This is a genomic window from Streptomyces acidiscabies, from assembly GCF_020010905.1.
Classification (GTDB): domain Bacteria; phylum Actinomycetota; class Actinomycetes; order Streptomycetales; family Streptomycetaceae; genus Streptomyces; species Streptomyces acidiscabies.
The window spans coordinates 333,817-352,152 of sequence record NZ_JAGJBY010000002.1 but is presented as its reverse complement, the minus strand read 5'-3'; the positions used below and the strand labels follow the sequence as shown (position 1 = coordinate 352,152).

General features: G+C 67.6%; 14 protein-coding genes and 1 tRNA gene. 3 read left to right on the top strand and 12 right to left on the bottom strand.

Features of this window, described 5'->3' with window-relative positions; all coding sequences use genetic code 11:
* Positions 1–48: 48 nt before the first annotated feature.
* From J8M50_RS28555 to J8M50_RS28505, 11 genes are all read right to left on the bottom strand, one after another.
* On the bottom strand, positions 49–3,948 hold the full coding sequence (locus J8M50_RS28555; RefSeq protein WP_010354284.1) for a DNA-directed RNA polymerase subunit beta': 3,900 nt from the start codon (positions 3,946–3,948) through the stop codon (positions 49–51).
* A gap of 94 nt (positions 3,949–4,042) precedes the next feature.
* Positions 4,043–7,528: a DNA-directed RNA polymerase subunit beta gene (rpoB, locus tag J8M50_RS28550; protein WP_010354285.1), complete on the bottom strand. Its 3,486-nt coding sequence runs from the start codon at positions 7,526–7,528 to the stop codon at positions 4,043–4,045.
* A 568-nt stretch (positions 7,529–8,096) separates the two neighbouring features.
* Complete coding sequence (gene rplL, locus J8M50_RS28545) at positions 8,097–8,474, bottom strand: 50S ribosomal protein L7/L12 (protein WP_010354287.1); 378 nt, start codon at positions 8,472–8,474, stop codon at positions 8,097–8,099.
* 129 nt (positions 8,475–8,603) lie between these two features.
* Positions 8,604–9,134, bottom strand: a complete 531-nt coding sequence (rplJ, locus tag J8M50_RS28540) for a 50S ribosomal protein L10 (protein ID WP_010354288.1) — start codon at positions 9,132–9,134, stop codon at positions 8,604–8,606.
* A gap of 302 nt (positions 9,135–9,436) precedes the next feature.
* Positions 9,437–10,408, bottom strand: a complete 972-nt coding sequence (locus tag J8M50_RS28535; RefSeq protein WP_010354290.1) for an SCO4651 family lipoprotein — start codon at positions 10,406–10,408, stop codon at positions 9,437–9,439.
* A gap of 86 nt (positions 10,409–10,494) precedes the next feature.
* On the bottom strand, positions 10,495–11,289 hold the full coding sequence (locus tag J8M50_RS28530) for an SCO4651 family lipoprotein (protein WP_075661297.1): 795 nt from the start codon (positions 11,287–11,289) through the stop codon (positions 10,495–10,497).
* Positions 11,290–11,411: 122 nt separating this feature from the next.
* Positions 11,412–12,137, bottom strand: coding sequence for a 50S ribosomal protein L1 (gene rplA / locus J8M50_RS28525; protein ID WP_010354292.1), 726 nt, complete (start codon positions 12,135–12,137; stop codon positions 11,412–11,414).
* Between the two features lie 80 nt (positions 12,138–12,217).
* Entirely contained in the window at positions 12,218–12,652 is a 435-nt protein-coding gene (gene rplK / locus J8M50_RS28520; RefSeq protein ID WP_010354293.1) for a 50S ribosomal protein L11, read from the bottom strand.
* A gap of 168 nt (positions 12,653–12,820) precedes the next feature.
* On the bottom strand, positions 12,821–13,711 hold the full coding sequence (gene nusG / locus J8M50_RS28515; protein ID WP_010354294.1) for a transcription termination/antitermination protein NusG: 891 nt from the start codon (positions 13,709–13,711) through the stop codon (positions 12,821–12,823).
* A gap of 82 nt (positions 13,712–13,793) precedes the next feature.
* Positions 13,794–14,081 carry a preprotein translocase subunit SecE gene (gene secE / locus J8M50_RS28510; protein ID WP_010354295.1) on the bottom strand — a complete coding sequence of 96 codons (288 nt, stop codon included), beginning with the start codon at positions 14,079–14,081 and terminating at the stop codon, positions 13,794–13,796.
* Between the two features lie 105 nt (positions 14,082–14,186).
* A tRNA-Trp gene (locus J8M50_RS28505) sits at positions 14,187–14,259 on the bottom strand.
* A 238-nt stretch (positions 14,260–14,497) separates the two neighbouring features.
* On the opposite strand from J8M50_RS28505, the gene J8M50_RS28500 reads away from it, so the two are divergent.
* Complete coding sequence (locus tag J8M50_RS28500) at positions 14,498–15,721, top strand: pyridoxal phosphate-dependent aminotransferase (protein ID WP_010354296.1); 1,224 nt, start codon at positions 14,498–14,500, stop codon at positions 15,719–15,721.
* Between the two features lie 116 nt (positions 15,722–15,837).
* Positions 15,838–16,911 carry an adenosine deaminase gene (locus J8M50_RS28495; protein ID WP_050987236.1) on the top strand — a complete coding sequence of 358 codons (1,074 nt, stop codon included), beginning with the start codon at positions 15,838–15,840 and terminating at the stop codon, positions 16,909–16,911.
* Positions 16,912–16,922: 11 nt separating this feature from the next.
* On the opposite strand, the gene J8M50_RS28490 is transcribed toward J8M50_RS28495, so the two are convergent.
* Positions 16,923–17,582 carry a TetR/AcrR family transcriptional regulator gene (locus J8M50_RS28490; protein WP_010354298.1) on the bottom strand — a complete coding sequence of 220 codons (660 nt, stop codon included), beginning with the start codon at positions 17,580–17,582 and terminating at the stop codon, positions 16,923–16,925.
* Positions 17,583–17,694: 112 nt separating this feature from the next.
* On the opposite strand from J8M50_RS28490, the gene J8M50_RS28485 reads away from it, so the two are divergent.
* Positions 17,695–18,327, top strand: a complete 633-nt coding sequence (locus tag J8M50_RS28485) for an NAD(P)-dependent oxidoreductase (RefSeq protein WP_010354299.1) — start codon at positions 17,695–17,697, stop codon at positions 18,325–18,327.
* Positions 18,328–18,336: the final 9 nt, after the last annotated feature.

Genomic DNA, 18,336 nt, shown 5'->3' with positions numbered 1-18,336 from the left:
CCACCCCCGAGGAGTGACCGCCCTTCAAGCACTACCGAGCCCTGAGCCCTACTGGTTGTACGGACCGTAGTCGTAGTCCTCCAGCGGAACGGCCTGGCCGGAGCCCGTGCCGAACGGCGAGTAGTCGATGTCGTCGTAACCGACGGCCGAGTACATCGCGGCCTTGGCTTCCTCGGTCGGCTCGACCCGGATGTTGCGGTAGCGGGACAGACCCGTACCGGCCGGGATGAGCTTACCGATGATGACGTTCTCCTTGAGCCCGATGAGGCTGTCGGACTTGGCGTTGATCGCCGCGTCCGTCAGGACCCTCGTCGTCTCCTGGAAGGACGCCGCGGACAGCCAGGACTCCGTGGCCAGCGAGGCCTTGGTGATACCCATGAGCTGCGGACGACCGGAGGCCGGGTGACCGCCCTCCTGGACGACCCGACGGTTCTCGGTCTCGAACTTCGACCGCTCGACCAGCTCGCCCGGCAGGAGCTCCGCGTCGCCGGACTCGATGATCGTCACCCGGCGCAGCATCTGCCGGATGATGATCTCGATGTGCTTGTCGTGGATCGACACGCCCTGCGAGTTGTAGACCTTCTGGACCTCGCCGACCAGGTGGACCTGGACGGCACGCTGACCGAGGATGCGCAGCACGTCGTGGGGGTTGGTCGCGCCGACCGTGAGCTTCTGGCCCACCTCGACGTGCTCACCCTCACTGACCAGCAGACGTGCACGCTTCGAGATCGGGAACGCCGTCTCGTCGCTGCCGTCGTCCGGCGTGATGACGATCTTCTTGGTCTTCTCGGTCTCCTCGATCCGCACCCGGCCCTGGGCCTCGGAGATCGGGGCGACACCCTTCGGCGTACGCGCCTCGAAGAGCTCGACGACACGCGGCAGACCCTGGGTGATGTCGTCACCGGCCACACCACCGGTGTGGAAGGTACGCATCGTCAGCTGGGTACCGGGCTCACCGATGGACTGCGCGGCGATGATGCCGACCGCCTCACCGATGTCGACCAGCTTGCCGGTGGCCAGCGAGCGGCCGTAGCAGAAGGCACAGGTGCCGACGTGCGACTCGCAGGTCAGGATCGAGCGGGTCTTGACCTCTTCGATGCCGTGCAGGACCAGCTCGTCGATGAGGACGTCACCGAGGTCGGTGTTGGCCGGGGCCAGCACACGGCCGTCGACGGTGATGTCCTCGGCGAGCATCCGGGCGTAGACGGACGTCTCGACGTTCTCCGTCTTGCGCAGCACGCCGTCCTCGCCGCGCTCGGCGATGGCCAGCTTGAGGCCGCGGTCGGTGCCGCAGTCCTCCTCGCGGATGATGACGTCCTGCGAGACGTCCACCAGACGACGGGTCAGGTAACCCGAGTCGGCGGTACGCAGGGCGGTGTCGGCGAGACCCTTACGGGCACCGTGGGTGGAGATGAAGTACTCCAGCACGGACAGGCCCTCACGGAACGAGGCCTTGATCGGACGCGGGATGGTCTCGTTCTTCGCGTTCGACACCAGACCACGCATACCGGCGATCTGCCGCATCTGCATCATGTTTCCTCGGGCACCCGAGTCAACCATCATGAAGATGGGGTTCGTCTTGGGGAAGTTCGCGTTCATCGCCTCGGCGACCTCGTTGGTCGCCTGCGTCCAGATCTGGATGAGCTCCTGGGTGCGCTCTTCCTTGGTGATCAGACCGCGCTCGTACTGCTTCTGGACCTTCTCGTCCTTGGCCTCGTACCCGGCGACGATCTCCTTCTTCGCCTCAGGGACGACGACGTCGGAGATGGCCACGGTGACACCGGAACGGGTCGCCCAGTGGAAGCCGGCCGCCTTCAGGTTGTCCAGCGTCGCGGCGACGATCACCTTGGGGTAGCGCTCGGCGAGGTCGTTGACGATCTCGGAGAGCTGCTTCTTGCCCACCGAGTAGTCGACGAACGGGTAGTCCTCGGGCAGCAGCTCGTTGAAGAGCGCGCGGCCCAGCGTGGTGCGCAGCCGGAAGCTGTCACCCTGCTGCCACTCCGGCTCGTCCGCCTCGCGCACCGGCGGCGTCCAGCCACGCGGCGGGATGGTGCCCACCGGGAAGCGGATGTCGACCGGCGACTGGAGCGCGAGCTCCCCGGCGTCGAACGCCATGATCGCCTCGGGCACCGAGGAGAAGGAACGGTCCTCGCCCTTGGTGTCGCGCAGCTCGCCGTCGGTGGTGAGGAAGAACAGACCGAGGACCATGTCCTGGGTCGGCATCGTCACCGGACGCCCGTCGGCGGGCTTGAGGATGTTGTTCGAGGACAGCATCAGGATGCGGGCCTCGGCCTGCGCCTCCGCGGAGAGCGGCAGGTGGACGGCCATCTGGTCACCGTCGAAGTCCGCGTTGAACGCGGTGCAGACGAGCGGGTGGATCTGGATGGCCTTGCCCTCGACGAGCTGCGGCTCGAAGGCCTGGATGCCGAGGCGGTGCAGGGTGGGCGCACGGTTCAGCAGCACCGGGTGCTCGGCGATGACCTCTTCGAGGACGTCGTACACGACGGTGCGGCCACGCTCGACCATGCGCTTGGCCGACTTGATGTTCTGCGCGTGGTTCAGGTCGACCAGGCGCTTCATGACGAACGGCTTGAAGAGCTCCAGCGCCATGGCCTTCGGCAGACCGCACTGGTGCAGCTTGAGCTGCGGACCGACGACGATCACGGAACGCGCGGAGTAGTCCACACGCTTGCCGAGGAGGTTCTGACGGAAACGGCCCTGCTTGCCCTTGAGCATGTCGCTCAGGGACTTCAGCGGGCGGTTGCCGGGACCGGTGACCGGGCGACCACGACGACCGTTGTCGAAGAGGGCGTCCACGGCCTCCTGGAGCATGCGCTTCTCGTTGTTCACGATGATCTCGGGCGCACCGAGGTCGAGAAGCCGCTTCAGGCGGTTGTTGCGGTTGATCACACGGCGGTACAGGTCGTTCAGGTCGGAGGTCGCGAAGCGGCCACCGTCCAGCTGCACCATCGGGCGGAGGTCCGGCGGGATGACCGGGACGCAGTCCAGCACCATGCCCTTGGGGCTGTTGCTGGTCTGGAGGAACGCGGAGACGACCTTGAGGCGCTTGAGCGCACGGGTCTTCTTCTGGCCCTTGCCGGTGCGGATGATCTCGCGGAGGCGCTCGGCCTCTTCTTCGAGGTCGAAGGACTCCAGCCGCTTCTGCAGCGCGGCGGCGCCCATCGAGCCGTCGAAGTAGGTGCCGAACCGGTCGCGCAGCTCGCGGTAGAGCAGCTCGTCGCCTTCGAGGTCCTGGACCTTGAGGTTCTTGAACCGGGCCCAGACCTCGTCGAGGCGGTCGATCTCGCGCTGCGAACGGTCGCGCAGCTGCTTCATCTCCCGCTCGGCGCCTTCGCGCACCTTGCGGCGCACGTCGGACTTGGCACCCTCGGCCTCCAGCTCGGCCAGGTCGCCTTCCAGCTTCTTGGCGCGAGCCTCCAGGTCGGAGTCCCGGCGGTTCTCGATCTGCTGCCGCTCGACGGAGACGTGCGCCTCCAGGGAGGGCAGGTCACGGGTACGGCGCTCGTCGTCGACGTACGTGATCATGTACGCCGCGAAGTAGATGACCTTCTCCAGGTCCTTCGGGGCGAGGTCGAGCAGGTAGCCCAGGCGCGACGGGACGCCCTTGAAGTACCAGATGTGGGTGACGGGAGCGGCCAGCTCGATGTGGCCCATCCGCTCACGGCGCACCTTGGCGCGGGTGACCTCGACGCCACAGCGCTCACAGATGATGCCCTTGAAGCGGACACGCTTGTACTTGCCGCAGTAGCACTCCCAGTCCCGGGTCGGACCGAAGATCTTCTCGCAGAAGAGCCCGTCCTTTTCCGGCTTCAGGGTGCGGTAGTTGATCGTCTCGGGCTTCTTGACCTCGCCGTGGCTCCACTGGCGGATGTCATCCGCGGTGGCCAGGCCGATCCGAAGCTCGTCGAAGAAGTTGACGTCGAGCACTATGCGTCAATCCCTCTCAGGGTTGTCAGTCATGGGGTCTGAAACGGGGGTCCTGGGGCCGGCCGGGTTCACTGGGAACCCGGCCGAACTCCCGTCAGACCTCTTCGACGCTGCTCGGCTCGCGCCGGGACAGGTCGATGCCGAGCTCTTCCGCAGCGCGGAAGACGTCCTCGTCGGTGTCGCGCATCTCGATGGACATGCCGTCCGAGGACAGCACCTCCACGTTGAGGCACAGGGACTGCATCTCCTTGATGAGCACCTTGAAGGACTCGGGGATGCCCGGCTCGGGGATGTTCTCGCCCTTGACGATGGCCTCGTAGACCTTCACGCGGCCGGTCACGTCGTCGGACTTGATGGTCAGCAGCTCCTGGAGGGCGTACGCGGCGCCATAAGCCTCCAGCGCCCACACCTCCATCTCACCGAAGCGCTGGCCACCGAACTGGGCCTTACCACCCAGCGGCTGCTGGGTGATCATCGAGTACGGACCGGTCGACCGGGCGTGCAGCTTGTCGTCGACCAGGTGGTGGAGCTTGAGGATGTACATGTAGCCGATGGACACCGGGTCCGGGAACGGCTCACCGCTGCGGCCGTCGAACAGCCGCGCCTTGCCGGTCGGCTGCACCATGCGGTCGCCGTCGCGGTTCGGGATGGTGTGGTTCAGCAGACCCGCGAGCTCGTCCTCACGCGCACCGTCGAACACCGGGGTGGCGACGTTGGTGCCGGGGGCGACCTGGTCGGCGCCGATGACCTGGAGGCGCTTGGCCCAGTCCTCGGCGAGCCCGGAGACGTCCCAGCCACGGCTGGCGAGCCAGCCGAGGTGGATCTCCAGCACCTGTCCCGGGTTCATTCGGGACGGCACACCCAGCGGGTTGAGGATGATGTCGACCGGCGTGCCGTCCTCAAGGAACGGCATGTCCTCGATCGGCAGGATCTTGGAGATGACACCCTTGTTGCCGTGACGACCGGCGAGCTTGTCACCGTCGGTGATCTTCCGCTTCTGCGCGACGTACACACGCACCAGCTGGTTGACACCGGGCGGCAGCTCGTCGCCCTCCTCGCGGTCGAAGACGCGTACGCCGATGATCTTGCCGATCTCGCCGTGCGGCACCTTCAGCGAGGTGTCACGGACCTCACGCGCCTTCTCACCGAAGATCGCGCGCAGCAGCCGCTCCTCCGGCGTCAGCTCGGTCTCGCCCTTGGGCGTGACCTTGCCGACCAGGATGTCACCGGCGACGACCTCGGCACCGATGCGGATGATGCCGCGCTCGTCGAGGTCCGCGAGGACCTCCTCGGAGACGTTCGGGATGTCCCGGGTGATCTCCTCGGGGCCGAGCTTGGTGTCACGGGCGTCGACCTCGTGCTCCTCGATGTGGATCGAGGAGAGGACGTCGTCCTGCACGAGGCGCTGCGACAGGATGATCGCGTCCTCGTAGTTGTGGCCCTCCCACGGCATGAACGCGACCAGCAGGTTCTTGCCGAGCGCCATCTCGCCGTTCTCGGTGGCCGGACCGTCGGCCAGGACCTGGCCGGCGATGATCCGGTCGCCCTCGTCGACGATGACCTTCTGGTTGACCGAGGTGCCCTGGTTGGAGCGGGAGAACTTGTGCAGGCGGTACGTGATGTACGTGCCGTCGTCGTTCGCCGTGGTGATGTAGTCCGCGGAGACCTCCTGGACCACACCGGGCTTCTCGGCCTTGACGACGTCACCGGCGTCGACGGCGGAGCGGTACTCCATGCCGGTGCCGACGAGCGGGGCCTCGCTCTTGATGAGCGGGACGGCCTGACGCATCATGTTCGCGCCCATGAGGGCACGGTTGGCGTCGTCGTGCTCGAGGAACGGGATCATGGCGGTCGCGACCGACACCATCTGGCGCGGCGAGACGTCCATGTAGTCGACCTCGTCACCGGGGACGTAGTCGACCTCGCCGCCACGACGGCGGACCAGGACGCGGTTCTCGGTGAAGCGCAGGTCGTCGTCGAGCGTGGCGTTGGCCTGCGCGATGACGAAGCGGTCCTCCTCGTCGGCGGTCAGGTAGTCGACGTCGTCGGTGACGATGCCCTCGATGACCTTGCGGTACGGCGTCTCGACGAAACCGAACGCGTTGACGCGGCCGTAGGAGGCGAGCGAGCCGATCAGACCGATGTTCGGGCCTTCAGGGGTCTCGATCGGGCACATGCGGCCGTAGTGCGAGGGGTGCACGTCACGGACCTCGAAGCCGGCCCGCTCACGGGAGAGACCACCCGGGCCGAGCGCCGACAGACGGCGCTTGTGGGTGAGACCCGACAGCGGGTTGTTCTGGTCCATGAACTGCGACAGCTGGCTGGTGCCGAAGAACTCCTTGATGGAGGCGACGACCGGCCGGATGTTGATCAGGGTCTGCGGCGTGATCGCCTCGACGTCCTGGGTGGTCATGCGCTCACGCACGACCCGCTCCATACGGGCGAGACCCGTACGGACCTGGTTCTGGATCAGCTCGCCGACCGACCGCAGACGGCGGTTGCCGAAGTGGTCGATGTCGTCGGTCTCGACGACGATCGTCTGACCGCTGTCGCCGACCGTCTCGGTCTCGCCCGCGTGCAGCTTGACGAGGTACTTGATCGTCGCGATGACGTCCTCGACGGTCAGCACACCGGCGTCGAGCGGCGCGTCCGCCGCGAGCTTCTTGTTGACCTTGTAGCGGCCGACCTTCGCGAGGTCGTAGCGCTTCGGGTTGAAGTAGAGGTTCTCGAGCAGCGTCTGCGCGGCCTCACGGGTCGGCGGCTCGCCCGGACGGAGCTTGCGGTAGATGTCGAGCAGCGCGTCGTCCTGGCCCTGGGTGTGGTCCTTCTCCAGGGTGGCGCGCATCGACTCGTACTCGCCGAACTCCTCGAGGATCTGCTCGGTCGTGTAGCCGAGGGCCTTGAGGAGGACGGTCACGGACTGCTTGCGCTTGCGGTCGATGCGGACACCGACCATGTCGCGCTTGTCGATCTCCATCTCCAGCCAGGCACCCCGGGACGGGATGATCTTCGCGGAGAAGATGTCCTTGTCGGACGTCTTGTCGATGGAGGAGTCGAAGTAGACACCGGGCGAGCGCACGAGCTGCGACACGACGACACGCTCGGTGCCGTTGATGACGAAGGTGCCCTTGCCGGTCATGAGCGGGAAGTCGCCCATGAAGACCGTCTGGGACTTGATCTCACCGGTCTCGTTGTTGGTGAACTCCGCGGTGACGAAGAGCGGTGCGGCGAACGTGAAGTCGCGCTCCTTGCACTCGTCGATGGAGTTCTTCGGCGGCTCGAAGCGGTGGTCGCGGAAGGTCAGCGACATCGACCCGGAGAAGTCCTCGATCGGGGAGATCTCCTCGAAGATCTCCTCCAGGCCGGACTTGGTGGGGACGTCCTGACCGGACTCCAGAGCCGCCTCGACGCGGCTCTGCCAGGCAGTGTTGCCGAGCAGCCAGTCGAAGCTCTCGGTCTGGAGTGCGAGCAGGTTCGGAACCTCGAGAGGCTCCCTGATCTTTGCAAAAGAGATGCGCAGCGGGGCAGTGCTGGCGGCGTTGTTCGTATTCGCGGTCGAGGCGGTGCGCGAGGCGGCCAAGAGGGGGTCCTTCCGAGGGCTCGGACTCACTACGCGCTTCCCGGCCCCTCCCCGGCGCACCAGACGACAGAAATTCCCAGGTCAGGGCCGTTTCAGTCGCTGATGCTCAAGTGAGGGCAGACCCCTGGTGACGGGCAGGGGATAGCTAACAGGCAGCGCAAAGGGTCAGTGTAGCCACTCGGCACACTGATGTCCAGCCCCGATTTTCAACAGCCCTCGTCGTCACTCACAGCCCTCGGCGCGCTTGCCCTCAATGCACGGTCATCCTGCCCTCTTCGCCGCCGATCCATGCCTCGGATTCGGATCCTTGTGACGACGCGTCCTGAGAATTGCGCGCTGCGTGCTGTTCGTCAAGAGCCCCCCGCCCGAACAGAGGGTGTCCGGAGACACGACGAAGATCACCATACCCCTCGTGAACAGGGGTTCAAGGTAACCGTGGCCACCCTTCCAGGAACGCCGAAGAGCGACCACCCGGATGGATGATCGCTCTTCGCGGTGCTCGCGTTACAGCCCTCGCGGACTGTTTTTCGAGACGGGTTCCGAGACTCTTTCCGAGGCTCGGAAGGTGTTACTTGACCTCGACCGAGGCGCCGGCGCCCTTGAGGGCCTCGGCGGCCTTCTCGGCGGCGTCCTTGGCGACCTTCTCGACGACGGCCTTCGGCGCACCGTCGACCAGGTCCTTGGCCTCCTTGAGGCCCAGGGAGGTGAGCTCGCGCACGACCTTGATGACCTGGATCTTCTTGTCGCCGGCACCCGTGAGGATGACGTCGAACTCGTCCTTCTCCTCCGGCGCCTCGGCGACGGCGGCCGGGCCGGCCGGGGCGGCGGCGACCGCGGCGGCGGCGGTGACGTCGAACTTCTCCTCGAACGCCTTCACGAACTCGGAGAGCTGGATGAGGGTCATGCCCTCGAACTCGGCGAGCAGTTCGTCCTGGGTGAGCGCCATGGTGGCTGCTCCTTCCACTTCTCATTCGGCTGGTGCCGGGATGTACATGTCTGGCGGGCGTACGTTCGGCCCGCTACGACCTACGCGCTACGGCAGTTGCCTCACGCGGCGGTCATGATGCGAGCCGAGTTACTCGGCACCGCCCTGCTCGTCCCGCTTGGCACGAAGCGCGTCCACGGTGCGGACGAGCTTCGACGGAAGCGCCTGGAAGAGCTGTGCAGCCTGCGTCTGCTTGCCCTTCATGGCGCCCGCCAGCTTGGCGAGCAGAACCTCGCGGGACTCGAGGTCCGCGAGCTTCTTGATCTCGTCGGCGGACAGCGCCTTGCCGTCAAGGACACCGCCCTTGATGACGAGGTTCGGGTTGTCCTTGGCGAAGTCACGAAGACCCTTCGCCGACGTCACCGGGTCACCGGTGATGAAGGCGACTGCCGTCGGACCGTTGAACAGGTCGTCGAGCGTCGAGATCCCGGCCTCGTTGGCCGCGATCTTGGTCAGCGTGTTCTTCACCACGGCGTACTGGGCGTCAGCACCGAGCGAACGGCGCAGCGTCTTGAGCTGCGCCACGGTGAGACCCCGGTACTCGGTCAGCACGGCGGCGTTCGAGCTGCGGAACTGCTCCGTCAACTCGGCTACCGCGGCAGCCTTGTCGGGCCTTGCCATAAGCGTGGCCTCCTTCCGGGTGATGAGACCGCTCGGAAGGGGCTGGAGAAAACGAAACGCCCCGGCGCAGGCGCACGGGGCGTTGCTCGACCGGGACTCGCACACCGCTGGGGCGGCGAACTCCGGGAGCACTTCCACGAACACCTGCGCGGGTCGTCCGCATATCAGCGGATCCTTCGGCCACCGCACATCCTGACGGACACACGGCAACGACCAGCGGTCTTTGGCTTCTCGAGGAGAGTACGCGACCGGATCGGCGCGGGGCAAATCCGGTCGTACGACGATGAGGTTCCCTACGCGGCTCAGCTCGCCGGGGTGTTCTCCAGGTCCTGGAGGTCGAGGTCCCCGGCGTCCAGCCCCTCCAGGTCCTTGTCCAGGCCCTTCAGCTTGTCGCCGAGGTTCTTGAACATGTCCATCAGGTCGAAGGTGTCCTTGGCGGCCGGCGGCGTGACCTTGGCCTGCGCGCCGTAGTCGGAGAGCTTCATGCTCATCTTGAGCGCGCCGTCGGGGTGGTCCATGACGACGTCCATCCGGACCGGGAGGTCGTCCTTGTTGACCCAGACGTCCGTGTCGTAGCCCGTGAAGCCGGACTTCTCGATGCCCTTGAGGAGCTTGTCGCGGTCGGCGGAGTCCAGGACGTCCAGCGACTTGTTGGACGCCATCATCTCCTTGACCGTGAGCAGGCCCTTGTAGTGCTCCGCCTCAACGCCGTCGATCTTCTCGCTGCCGATGTGCTTGATGTTCGGCGATTCGAGCAGCAGGGCGAGCTGGTCCACCGGGCTCTGGTTCATGTTCTCCAGGCCCGCGGTCGCCTGCTTCTGGAGCGCCTTGTCGCCACTGGCCTTCGCGGCGGCCATCATGTCGAGCTTCATCCAGCGCTTGCCGTCCGTCATCTCGGCCATGTCCGGCGAGGCGCCCATGTCCATGTACATGACGTTGTCCGCCATGATCATGCGGACGCTCTCGGGGGCACCGGGCTCGCCCGTGAGACCGTCGCCCTTCATCGTGACGTCCAGCACGGTCGGGTCCCAGCCCATGACGCCGGTCATCGTCGTGTCGCCGCCGCCCTCCATGGCCTTCGGCATCGACATGGTCATGCTGACCTTCGCGGACTTGGCCTCCGAGGTCTTCTTGAACGACGCCGTCAGCGCCTGGGCCGCCGTCCGCTCCACGGTGTCGGACGCGTTCCCGCAGGCCACGGCGCCGGTCAGCACCAGAGCGGTCACACCGGCGGCGGCGGTCTTCTTCCGGACGTTCACAAGTACCCCCCACATCCCGAGGAGCCTCCCCAGACTCCCCTTCATTTGCTTTACCTGTGTAGAACCTTAGTCCGAGACTCCCTTTACTGTCCCCGACGTTTTCACCCGCCCGAGAGTTCCCGCACCAGCTCCGAGAAGTCCGCGGTGTCCTTCGCCGGAGGCCGCTCGACGGCCACCTTCGTGCCGTACTCCCCGTAGTACGCGGTCTGGCTGTACGCCCCGTCCGCGGTGACGCCCTTCTCCACCTTCTTCACCAGCAGGTTCCGCTCGTCCACCCACACGTCCACGCGCTCGGTCGTCACACTGGACGCGTCGGAGTCCACGGCCCCCGAGTAGTGCGTCGTACGCCGCCCCCGCACCGTCTCCCGGCCGACCTCGCGCACGTCCCCCGAGGCCAGCAGGAGCTTCACCGCGCGGCTGGGGGCCGTGTGCCGGAGCTGGTCCTGGATGTACGCGCCGGCGCCGCCCGCGAGGCGCTCCAGATCGGCGTACGCGTACCGCACCCACTGCTTGCCGCCGGCCTCCTTCGCGAGCCGGGCGCCCGTGCGCGCGTAGTACGCGTCCGGCAGATAGCGGGCCTCCGTCGAGGACACGCCCGCCTCCCGCATGGTCTCGGCGACGCTGCCCCCGGTGTAGGTCAGCACGAGCGTCCCCGTGAACCCCCGCGCCCACGACACCGCGCCCTCGGCCGTCAGGGACATCACCTTCCCCATCGCCGTGCTCGACTCGACCTTGGCCGACCCGGCGTCCGTGGTGGCCCGCTCGGCGCCGCGCAGGGCCTTGACCGGCGCGCTCGCCGCCGCCGTGGTACCCCCGGCCTGCGGCTGTGGCGTCGTACACGCGACGCTCCCCACCAGCAGGGCCACGGTCGCCCCCCACAGCCCCACCCGCGCCATCCGTCCCACCACCCCTGTGCGATCTCCGTTCCCGCACGTTAACCCAGGCCACCGACAACGGGAACGGGCCCCACACCCGAAGGCGTGGGGCCCGTGTCCGACTACGAGGTGAGCGGTGAGGCTCAGACCGCGGCCGGGTCCTCCTCGGTGAGGAGGTTGCGGGTGCGGTTGGGGTCGACCGGAACGCCGGGGCCGATCGTGGTGCTGATCGCGGCCTTCTTGATGTACCGACCCTTCGCGGCGGACGGCTTGAGACGCGTGATCTCGTCGAGCGCCGCGGCGTAGTTCTCCACCAGCTTCTCGTCCTCGAAGGACGTCTTGCCGATGATGAAGTGCAGGTTCGAGTGCTTGTCGACGCGGAACTCGATCTTGCCGCCCTTGATGTCCGTGACGGCCTTGACGACGTCCGGAGTGACGGTGCCGGTCTTCGGGTTCGGCATCAGACCACGCGGACCGAGCACGCGGCCGAGGCGGCCGACCTTGCCCATGAGGTCCGGGGTGGCGACGACGGCGTCGAAGTCCAGGCGGCCCTTGGCGACCTCGTCGATCAGTTCGTCGGAGCCGACGATGTCGGCGCCAGCGGCTTCCGCGGCAGCAGCACGGTCACCGGTCGCGAAGACCAGGACCCGGGCGGTCTTGCCGGTGCCGTGCGGCAGGTTCACGGTGCCACGGACCATCTGGTCGGCCTTGCGCGGGTCGACACCCAGGCGGAAGGCGACCTCGACGGTGCCGTCGAACTTCGAGGTGGAGGTCTCCTTGGCGAGACGGACGGCCTCGAGCGGGGCGTACAGCTTCTCCCGGTCGATCTTGGCGTCCGCAGCGCGAAGGGCCTTGCTGCGCTTGCTCATTACTGCTCCTGTGAGGTTCTGGAGTCGTGGTTCAGGGCCGAGCAGGCCCTCCCACATATCTGCGGTGAAGGGGGGTGAGGTCAGCCCTCGACGACGACGCCCATGGAGCGCGCGGTGCCGGCGATGATCTTCGCCGCGGCGTCCAGGTCGTTGGCGTTGAGGTCGGGGAGCTTGGTCGTGGCGATCTCGCGGACCTGCGCCTCGGTGATCTTGGCGACCTTGGTCTTGTGCGGCTCGCCCGAGCCCTTCTCGACACCGGCGGCCTTGAGGATCATCTTCGCGGCCGGCGGAGTCTTGGTCACGAAGGTGAAGGAGCGGTCCTCGTAGACCGTGATCTCCACCGGGATGACCCAGCCACGCTGCGACTCGGTCGCGGCGTTGTAGGCCTTGCAGAACTCCATGATGTTGACGCCGTGCTGACCGAGCGCGGGGCCGACCGGCGGGGCGGGGTTCGCCGCACCGGCGTTGATCTGGAGCTTGATGAGCCCCGTGACCTTCTTCTTCTTGGGAGGCATAGCTCTCCGGGTCCTTTCGATTCGGGTCCTGCCCGTGCTCGGGAATCACCCGGACGCAGGCATACCGCACAACGATAACGGGTATAGGTGTGCGGCCAAAAACCGAGCAGGTCAGACAAGCTGTGACAGCCTGTCTGACCTGGCCGGAAGTGTGTCTTCCAGAAAGAGCTAGTTCTTCTGGATCTGGTCGAAGGACAGCTCGACCGGGGTCTCGCGGCCGAAGATCTCCACCAGGCCCTTGACCTTCTTGGAGTCGGCGTTGATCTCGTTGATCGTGGCCTGGAGCGTGGCGAACGGGCCGTCCGTGACGGTGACCGAGTCGCCGACCTCGAAGTCCAGCACCTGGACCTCAAGCTTGCGCGACGGCGCCGGCTTACCCTCGGCCTCGGCCGCCTCGCGGGCCGCCTTCTCCTCCGCCTCGGGCGCGAGCATCTTGACGATCTCGTCCAGCGTCAGCGGGTAGGGGTCGTACGCGTTGCCCACGAAGCCGGTGACGCCGGGGGTGTTGCGGACGACGCCCCAGGACTCGTTCGTGAGGTCCATCCGGACCAGGACGTACCCGGGAAGCTTGTTCTGCCGGACCGTCTTGCGCTCGCCGTTCTTGATCTGGGCGACCTCTTCCTGCGGCACCTCGGCCTGGAAGATGAAGTCCTCGACGTTCAGCGAGACGGCGCGCTGCTCCAGGTTGGTCTTCACGCGGTTCTCGTAACCGGCGTAGGTGTGGATGACGTACCACTCGCCGGGGAGGGTGCGCAGCTCCTCGCGGAGGGCCTCGACGGGGTCGACGGGAGCGGTCTCGACGTCGCCGCCGGACTCGTCCTCCTCATCGCCTTCTTCAAGGTCGGCGTCTTCTTCAAGGGCGGCGTCCTCTTCGAGGTCGGCGTCCTCTTCCTCTTCGAGGTGGACGGCGTCCTCTTCAGCGGCCTCGCCGGCCTCGGCGTCGGCAGCCTCCACCTCGTCCAGGTCCTCGTCCGCGCCCTCGACGATGTCGAGCTCGTCGTCGACGGACTCGACGGCCTCGACAGCTTCGTGGTCGTCGTTCAGGTTCTGGTCAGACACGTGGCTGCTTCTTCCTGGGATGCATAAGGGTGGAACATGCGAAAGGGGCGCCGGTTTCCTCGGCGCCCTTCGCTAATCGGCATCAGCCGAAGACGTACTTGGCGGCATGGCTGAGACCGTAGTCGATCACCGTGACCAGACCGATCATGATGACCACGAAGACGATCACCACGGTGGTGTAGGTGGTGAGCTGATTGCGCGTCGGCCAGACTACCTTGCGCAGCTCGGCGACGATCTGGCGGTAGAAGAGGGCCAGACGCTTCAGCGGGCCTCGCTTGGCGCGCTTTCCGCCCTTGCGCGCCTTCTTCTTGCTCTCAGGCGCTTCGTCCTGGGCATCAGGCGTATCGATGGAGCCCACGGCATCCGCCATTCGTCCTCACCTGTTCCCGGGTCGTGGCCGTGCCGCGCCCGGTCTGAGCCGCACGACGGTGCAATGCTGTGTATACCTGCGCACACATCCTGAAGGAGTGTGAAGCAGGGCCGGAGGGACTTGAACCCCCAACCGCTGGTTTTGGAGACCAGTGCTCTACCAATTGAGCTACGACCCTTTGTCCGTCCCCCAACCTACCGTATCCACGCGGGTGCTTGGTGTGCACCGCTGGTGGCACGGCTGTAGAGGGCCAACGACGGATGAGTGTACGTGCTCCTGAGCCCGGCGTCGAACGCGAAGCGCTCTTGATCGGTCTCGGTCTGATGTTCCGTCGGTTCACCCGGGCGTGGCCTCGCGTTGCCCAGTACGTGAAACCGGCGTGCCGCCGGTGTTGCGGGTCTGAAAACATGGGCCGCATGAGCGCTGCAACCTCTCCCACCGAACGCCGGGTCTCGGCCCGCATCGGCGCGATCTCCGAATCCGCGACCCTCGCCGTGGACGCCAAGGCGAAGGCCCTGAAGGCCGCCGGGCGTCCGGTGATCGGTTTCGGCGCGGGTGAGCCCGACTTCCCGACCCCCGACTACATCGTCGAGGCGGCCGTCGAGGCCTGCAAGAACCCCAAGTACCACCGCTACACCCCGGCGGGCGGCCTGCCCGAGCTGAAGGCCGCGATCGCCGCGAAGACCCTGCGCGACTCGGGCTACGAGGTCGACGCGTCCCAGATCCTCGTCACCAACGGCGGCAAGCAGGCCATCTACGAGGCGTTCGCCGCGATCCTCGACCCGGGCGACGAGGTCATCGTCCCGGCGCCGTACTGGACGACCTACCCCGAGTCGATCCGTCTCGCCGGCGGTGTCCCGGTCGAGGTCGTCGCCGACGAGACGACCGGCTACCGCGTCTCGGTCGAGCAGCTGGAGGCCGCGCGGACCGCGAACACCAAGGTCCTGCTCTTCGTCTCCCCCTCCAACCCGACCGGCGCGGTCTACACGCGCGCGCAGGTCGAGGAGATCGGCCGCTGGGCCGCCGAGCACGGCCTGTGGGTCCTGACGGACGAGATCTACGAGCACCTCGTGTACGGCGACGCGGAGTTCCACTCGCTCCCGGTGGTCGTGCCCGAGCTGGCCGACAAGACGATCGTCGTCAACGGCGTCGCCAAGACGTACGCCATGACCGGCTGGCGGGTCGGCTGGGTCATCGGCCCCAAGGACGTCGTCAAGGCCGCGACCAACCTCCAGTCGCACGCCACGTCCAACGTCTCCAACGTCGCCCAGGTCGCCGCGCTCGCCGCGGTCTCCGGTGACCTCACGGCCGTCGAGGAGATGAAGGTCGCCTTCGACCGGCGGCGCAAGACGATCGTCGCGATGCTCAACGAGATCGACGGCGTGTTCTGCCCGGTGCCCGAGGGCGCGTTCTACGCGTACCCGTCCGTGAAGGAGCTGCTCGGCAAGGAGATCCGGGGCCGGCGGCCCGCCTCCTCGGTGGAGCTGGCCGAGCTGATCCTGGAGGAGGCCGAGGTCGCGGTCGTACCCGGTGAGGCGTTCGGCACACCCGGTTATCTGCGGCTGTCGTACGCGCTGGGCGACGAGGACCTCGTCGAGGGCGTCTCGCGGCTCCAGAAGCTGCTGGCCGAGGCCAAGTAGGACATCACCGTGCGGGCCGCCTTCCTCCGGGGAGGCGGCCCGCTGGTGTGTGCGAGCAAACCCACGTTCGGGGAACCGATTACCCGCGCCTCACCCGCGTACGGCAGTATCGGCGAATGCTGAGCCTTTCAGGGGGGAGCCCCCCGAACCCCCCGTGTGTACGTGATCTCTCTCAACTCCCCAAAGCCCATCTGCACCTGCACTTCACCGGCTCGATGCGGCCCGCGACCGTGCTGGAACTGGCCGACAAGTACGGGGTACGGCTGCCTGAGGCGCTGACCGAGGCGCTGACCAGCGGGGAGCCGCCGCAGCTGAGGGCTACGGACGAACGGGGCTGGTTCCGCTTCCAGCGGCTGTACGACGCTGCGCGCTCGTGCCTGCGTGAGCCCGACGACATCCGGCGCCTCGTGCGCGAGGCCGCCGAGGAGGATGTCCGGGACGGCTCCGGGTGGCTGGAGATCCAGGTCGACCCCACCTCGTACGCGCCCCGGCTGGGCGGGCTCATCCCGGCGCTGGAGATCATCCTGGACGCGGTGGAGACGACCTCGCGCGACCTCGGGATCGGGATGCGGGTGCTGGTCGCCGCGAACCGGATGAAGCACCCGCTGGACGCCCGTACGCTCGCCCGGCTCGCCGTCCGCTACGCCGAGCGGGGCGTCGTCGGCTTCGGCCTCTCCAACGACGAACGCCGGGGCCTGGCCCGCGACTTCGACCGGGCGTTCGCGATCGCCCGCGAGGGGGGCCTGCTGTCCGCGCCCCACGGCGGCGAGCTGGCCGGCGCCTTCTCCATCCGCGACTGCCTGGACGACCTCCACGCGACCCGCATCGGCCACGGGGTCCGCGCGGCGGAGGACCCCCGCCTGCTGAAGCGCCTCGCGGAGCGGGGGGTGACCTGCGAGGTCTGCCCCGCGTCCAACGTCGCCCTGGGCGTGTACGAGAAGCCGGAGGACGTGCCCCTGCGGGTGCTGTACGACGCCGGCGTGCCGATGGCGCTGGGCGCGGACGACCCGCTGCTGTTCGGCTCCCGGCTGGCCGCGCAGTACGAGATCGCCCGGCGGTACCACGGGTTCACGGACGAGGAACTGGCGGAACTGGCGCGGCAGTCGATCCGGGGGTCGGCGGCGCCGGAGGGGGTCAGGGGGAAGCTGTTGTCCGGGGTGGACGACTGGTTGGCGGCGCCGGTGTCCTGAGGGCGGTCTCCCTAGGGTGCCTCGGCGGCTCCGGCCGTTTCCGCCAACCTCGTTGCCCCGTCGGGCCCGGCCTCTCCTGCGGGTCCCGTGATGCCCGCGAGGAGCGTGCGGGCGAGGCGGGACGCGAACGTCGCCGTGTCGGGGCGCGTGTCCGCCGCCTCGTACGCGAACGCGCGCTGTGCGCAGGCGCCGAGGAGGAGGGACGCCGCGGCGAAGGTGTCGGTGTCCGGGTGGACGCGGCCGAGGGTCTGCTCCGCGCGGAGGTACGCGTCGAGGAGGCCGATGGGGACGTGCGGGCCTCTGCCCCTCTCGCGCATCGCCCGGTCGTGCCGCTGCTTGAGGCTGGGCTCCGCGTAGAGGGACGCGGCGATCGGGAAGCTCTCGTCGTAGAAGAGGGACGCCTGGTGGGCGATCTCGGTGAGGTTCTCCTCCAGCGTGCCCCGGCCGGGCTCCGCGGCGAGGCTGCCGAGGAGGGGCGTCAGCTGCGGGAGGCGTTCCGTGAGGACCTGGACGAAGAGGTCCTCCTTGCTGTCGAAGTGCTTGTAGAGGGCCGCCTCGGAGCAGCCGGCCGCTCTCGCGATCTCCTTGGTGGTGGCCCGGGCGAGCCCGACCGTACGCATCAGGTCGTGGGCGGCGTCGAGGATGCGCGCTCGGGTGGGCCTGGGTTCCATGGGGGACATCCGTTCGGTGTCGGCACTTGACGGGTGAGTGATTACTTACCCACTCTAGGAGAAGACAGGGTGAGTGAGCACTCACTCACCTCATTCCCACTGGGGGTCCACCATGAAACTCACCGTCCTGGGCGCGACCGGCGGCATCGGCCGCGAGATCGTCCGCCAGGCCCTCGACTCCGGCCACGAGGTCACCGCGGTCGTCCGCGACCCGGCCCGCCTCACCGTCACCGGCACACACCTGGAGGTCGTCCGCGCCGACCTCACCGACCCGGAGGCCCTGCTCCCCGCGCTGACCGGCCGCGACGCCGTCCTCTCCGGCCTCGGCCCCCGCGGCCGGTCGGACGCCGGCGTCGCCACCCGCCTGACCCGTACGGCTCTGAAGGCCCTGGAGTCGACGGACGTACGCCGGTTCCTGCTGGTCAGCGCCGCCCCCGTGGGCCCCGCCCCGGCGGACGACGGCCTCCTCGACCGGGCGATGATCCGTGCCGTCTCCGCGATCCTGCGCCCCGTCTACGACGACCTGCGCGAGATGGAGGCGGACGTCGCCCGCTCCACGACGGACTGGACGTTCGTCCGCCCGCCCCGCCTCCAGGACAAGCCCCTCACGGGCGTCTACCGCAAGGTGATCGGCGGCTTCCCGCGCGCGGGGAGGTTCATCGGGCGGGCGGATGTGGCGCACGCGATGCTGGGGATGATCGGGGAGGCGGGGACGGTGAAGCAGGGGGTGGGGGTGGCGTACTGAGGGCGTGCC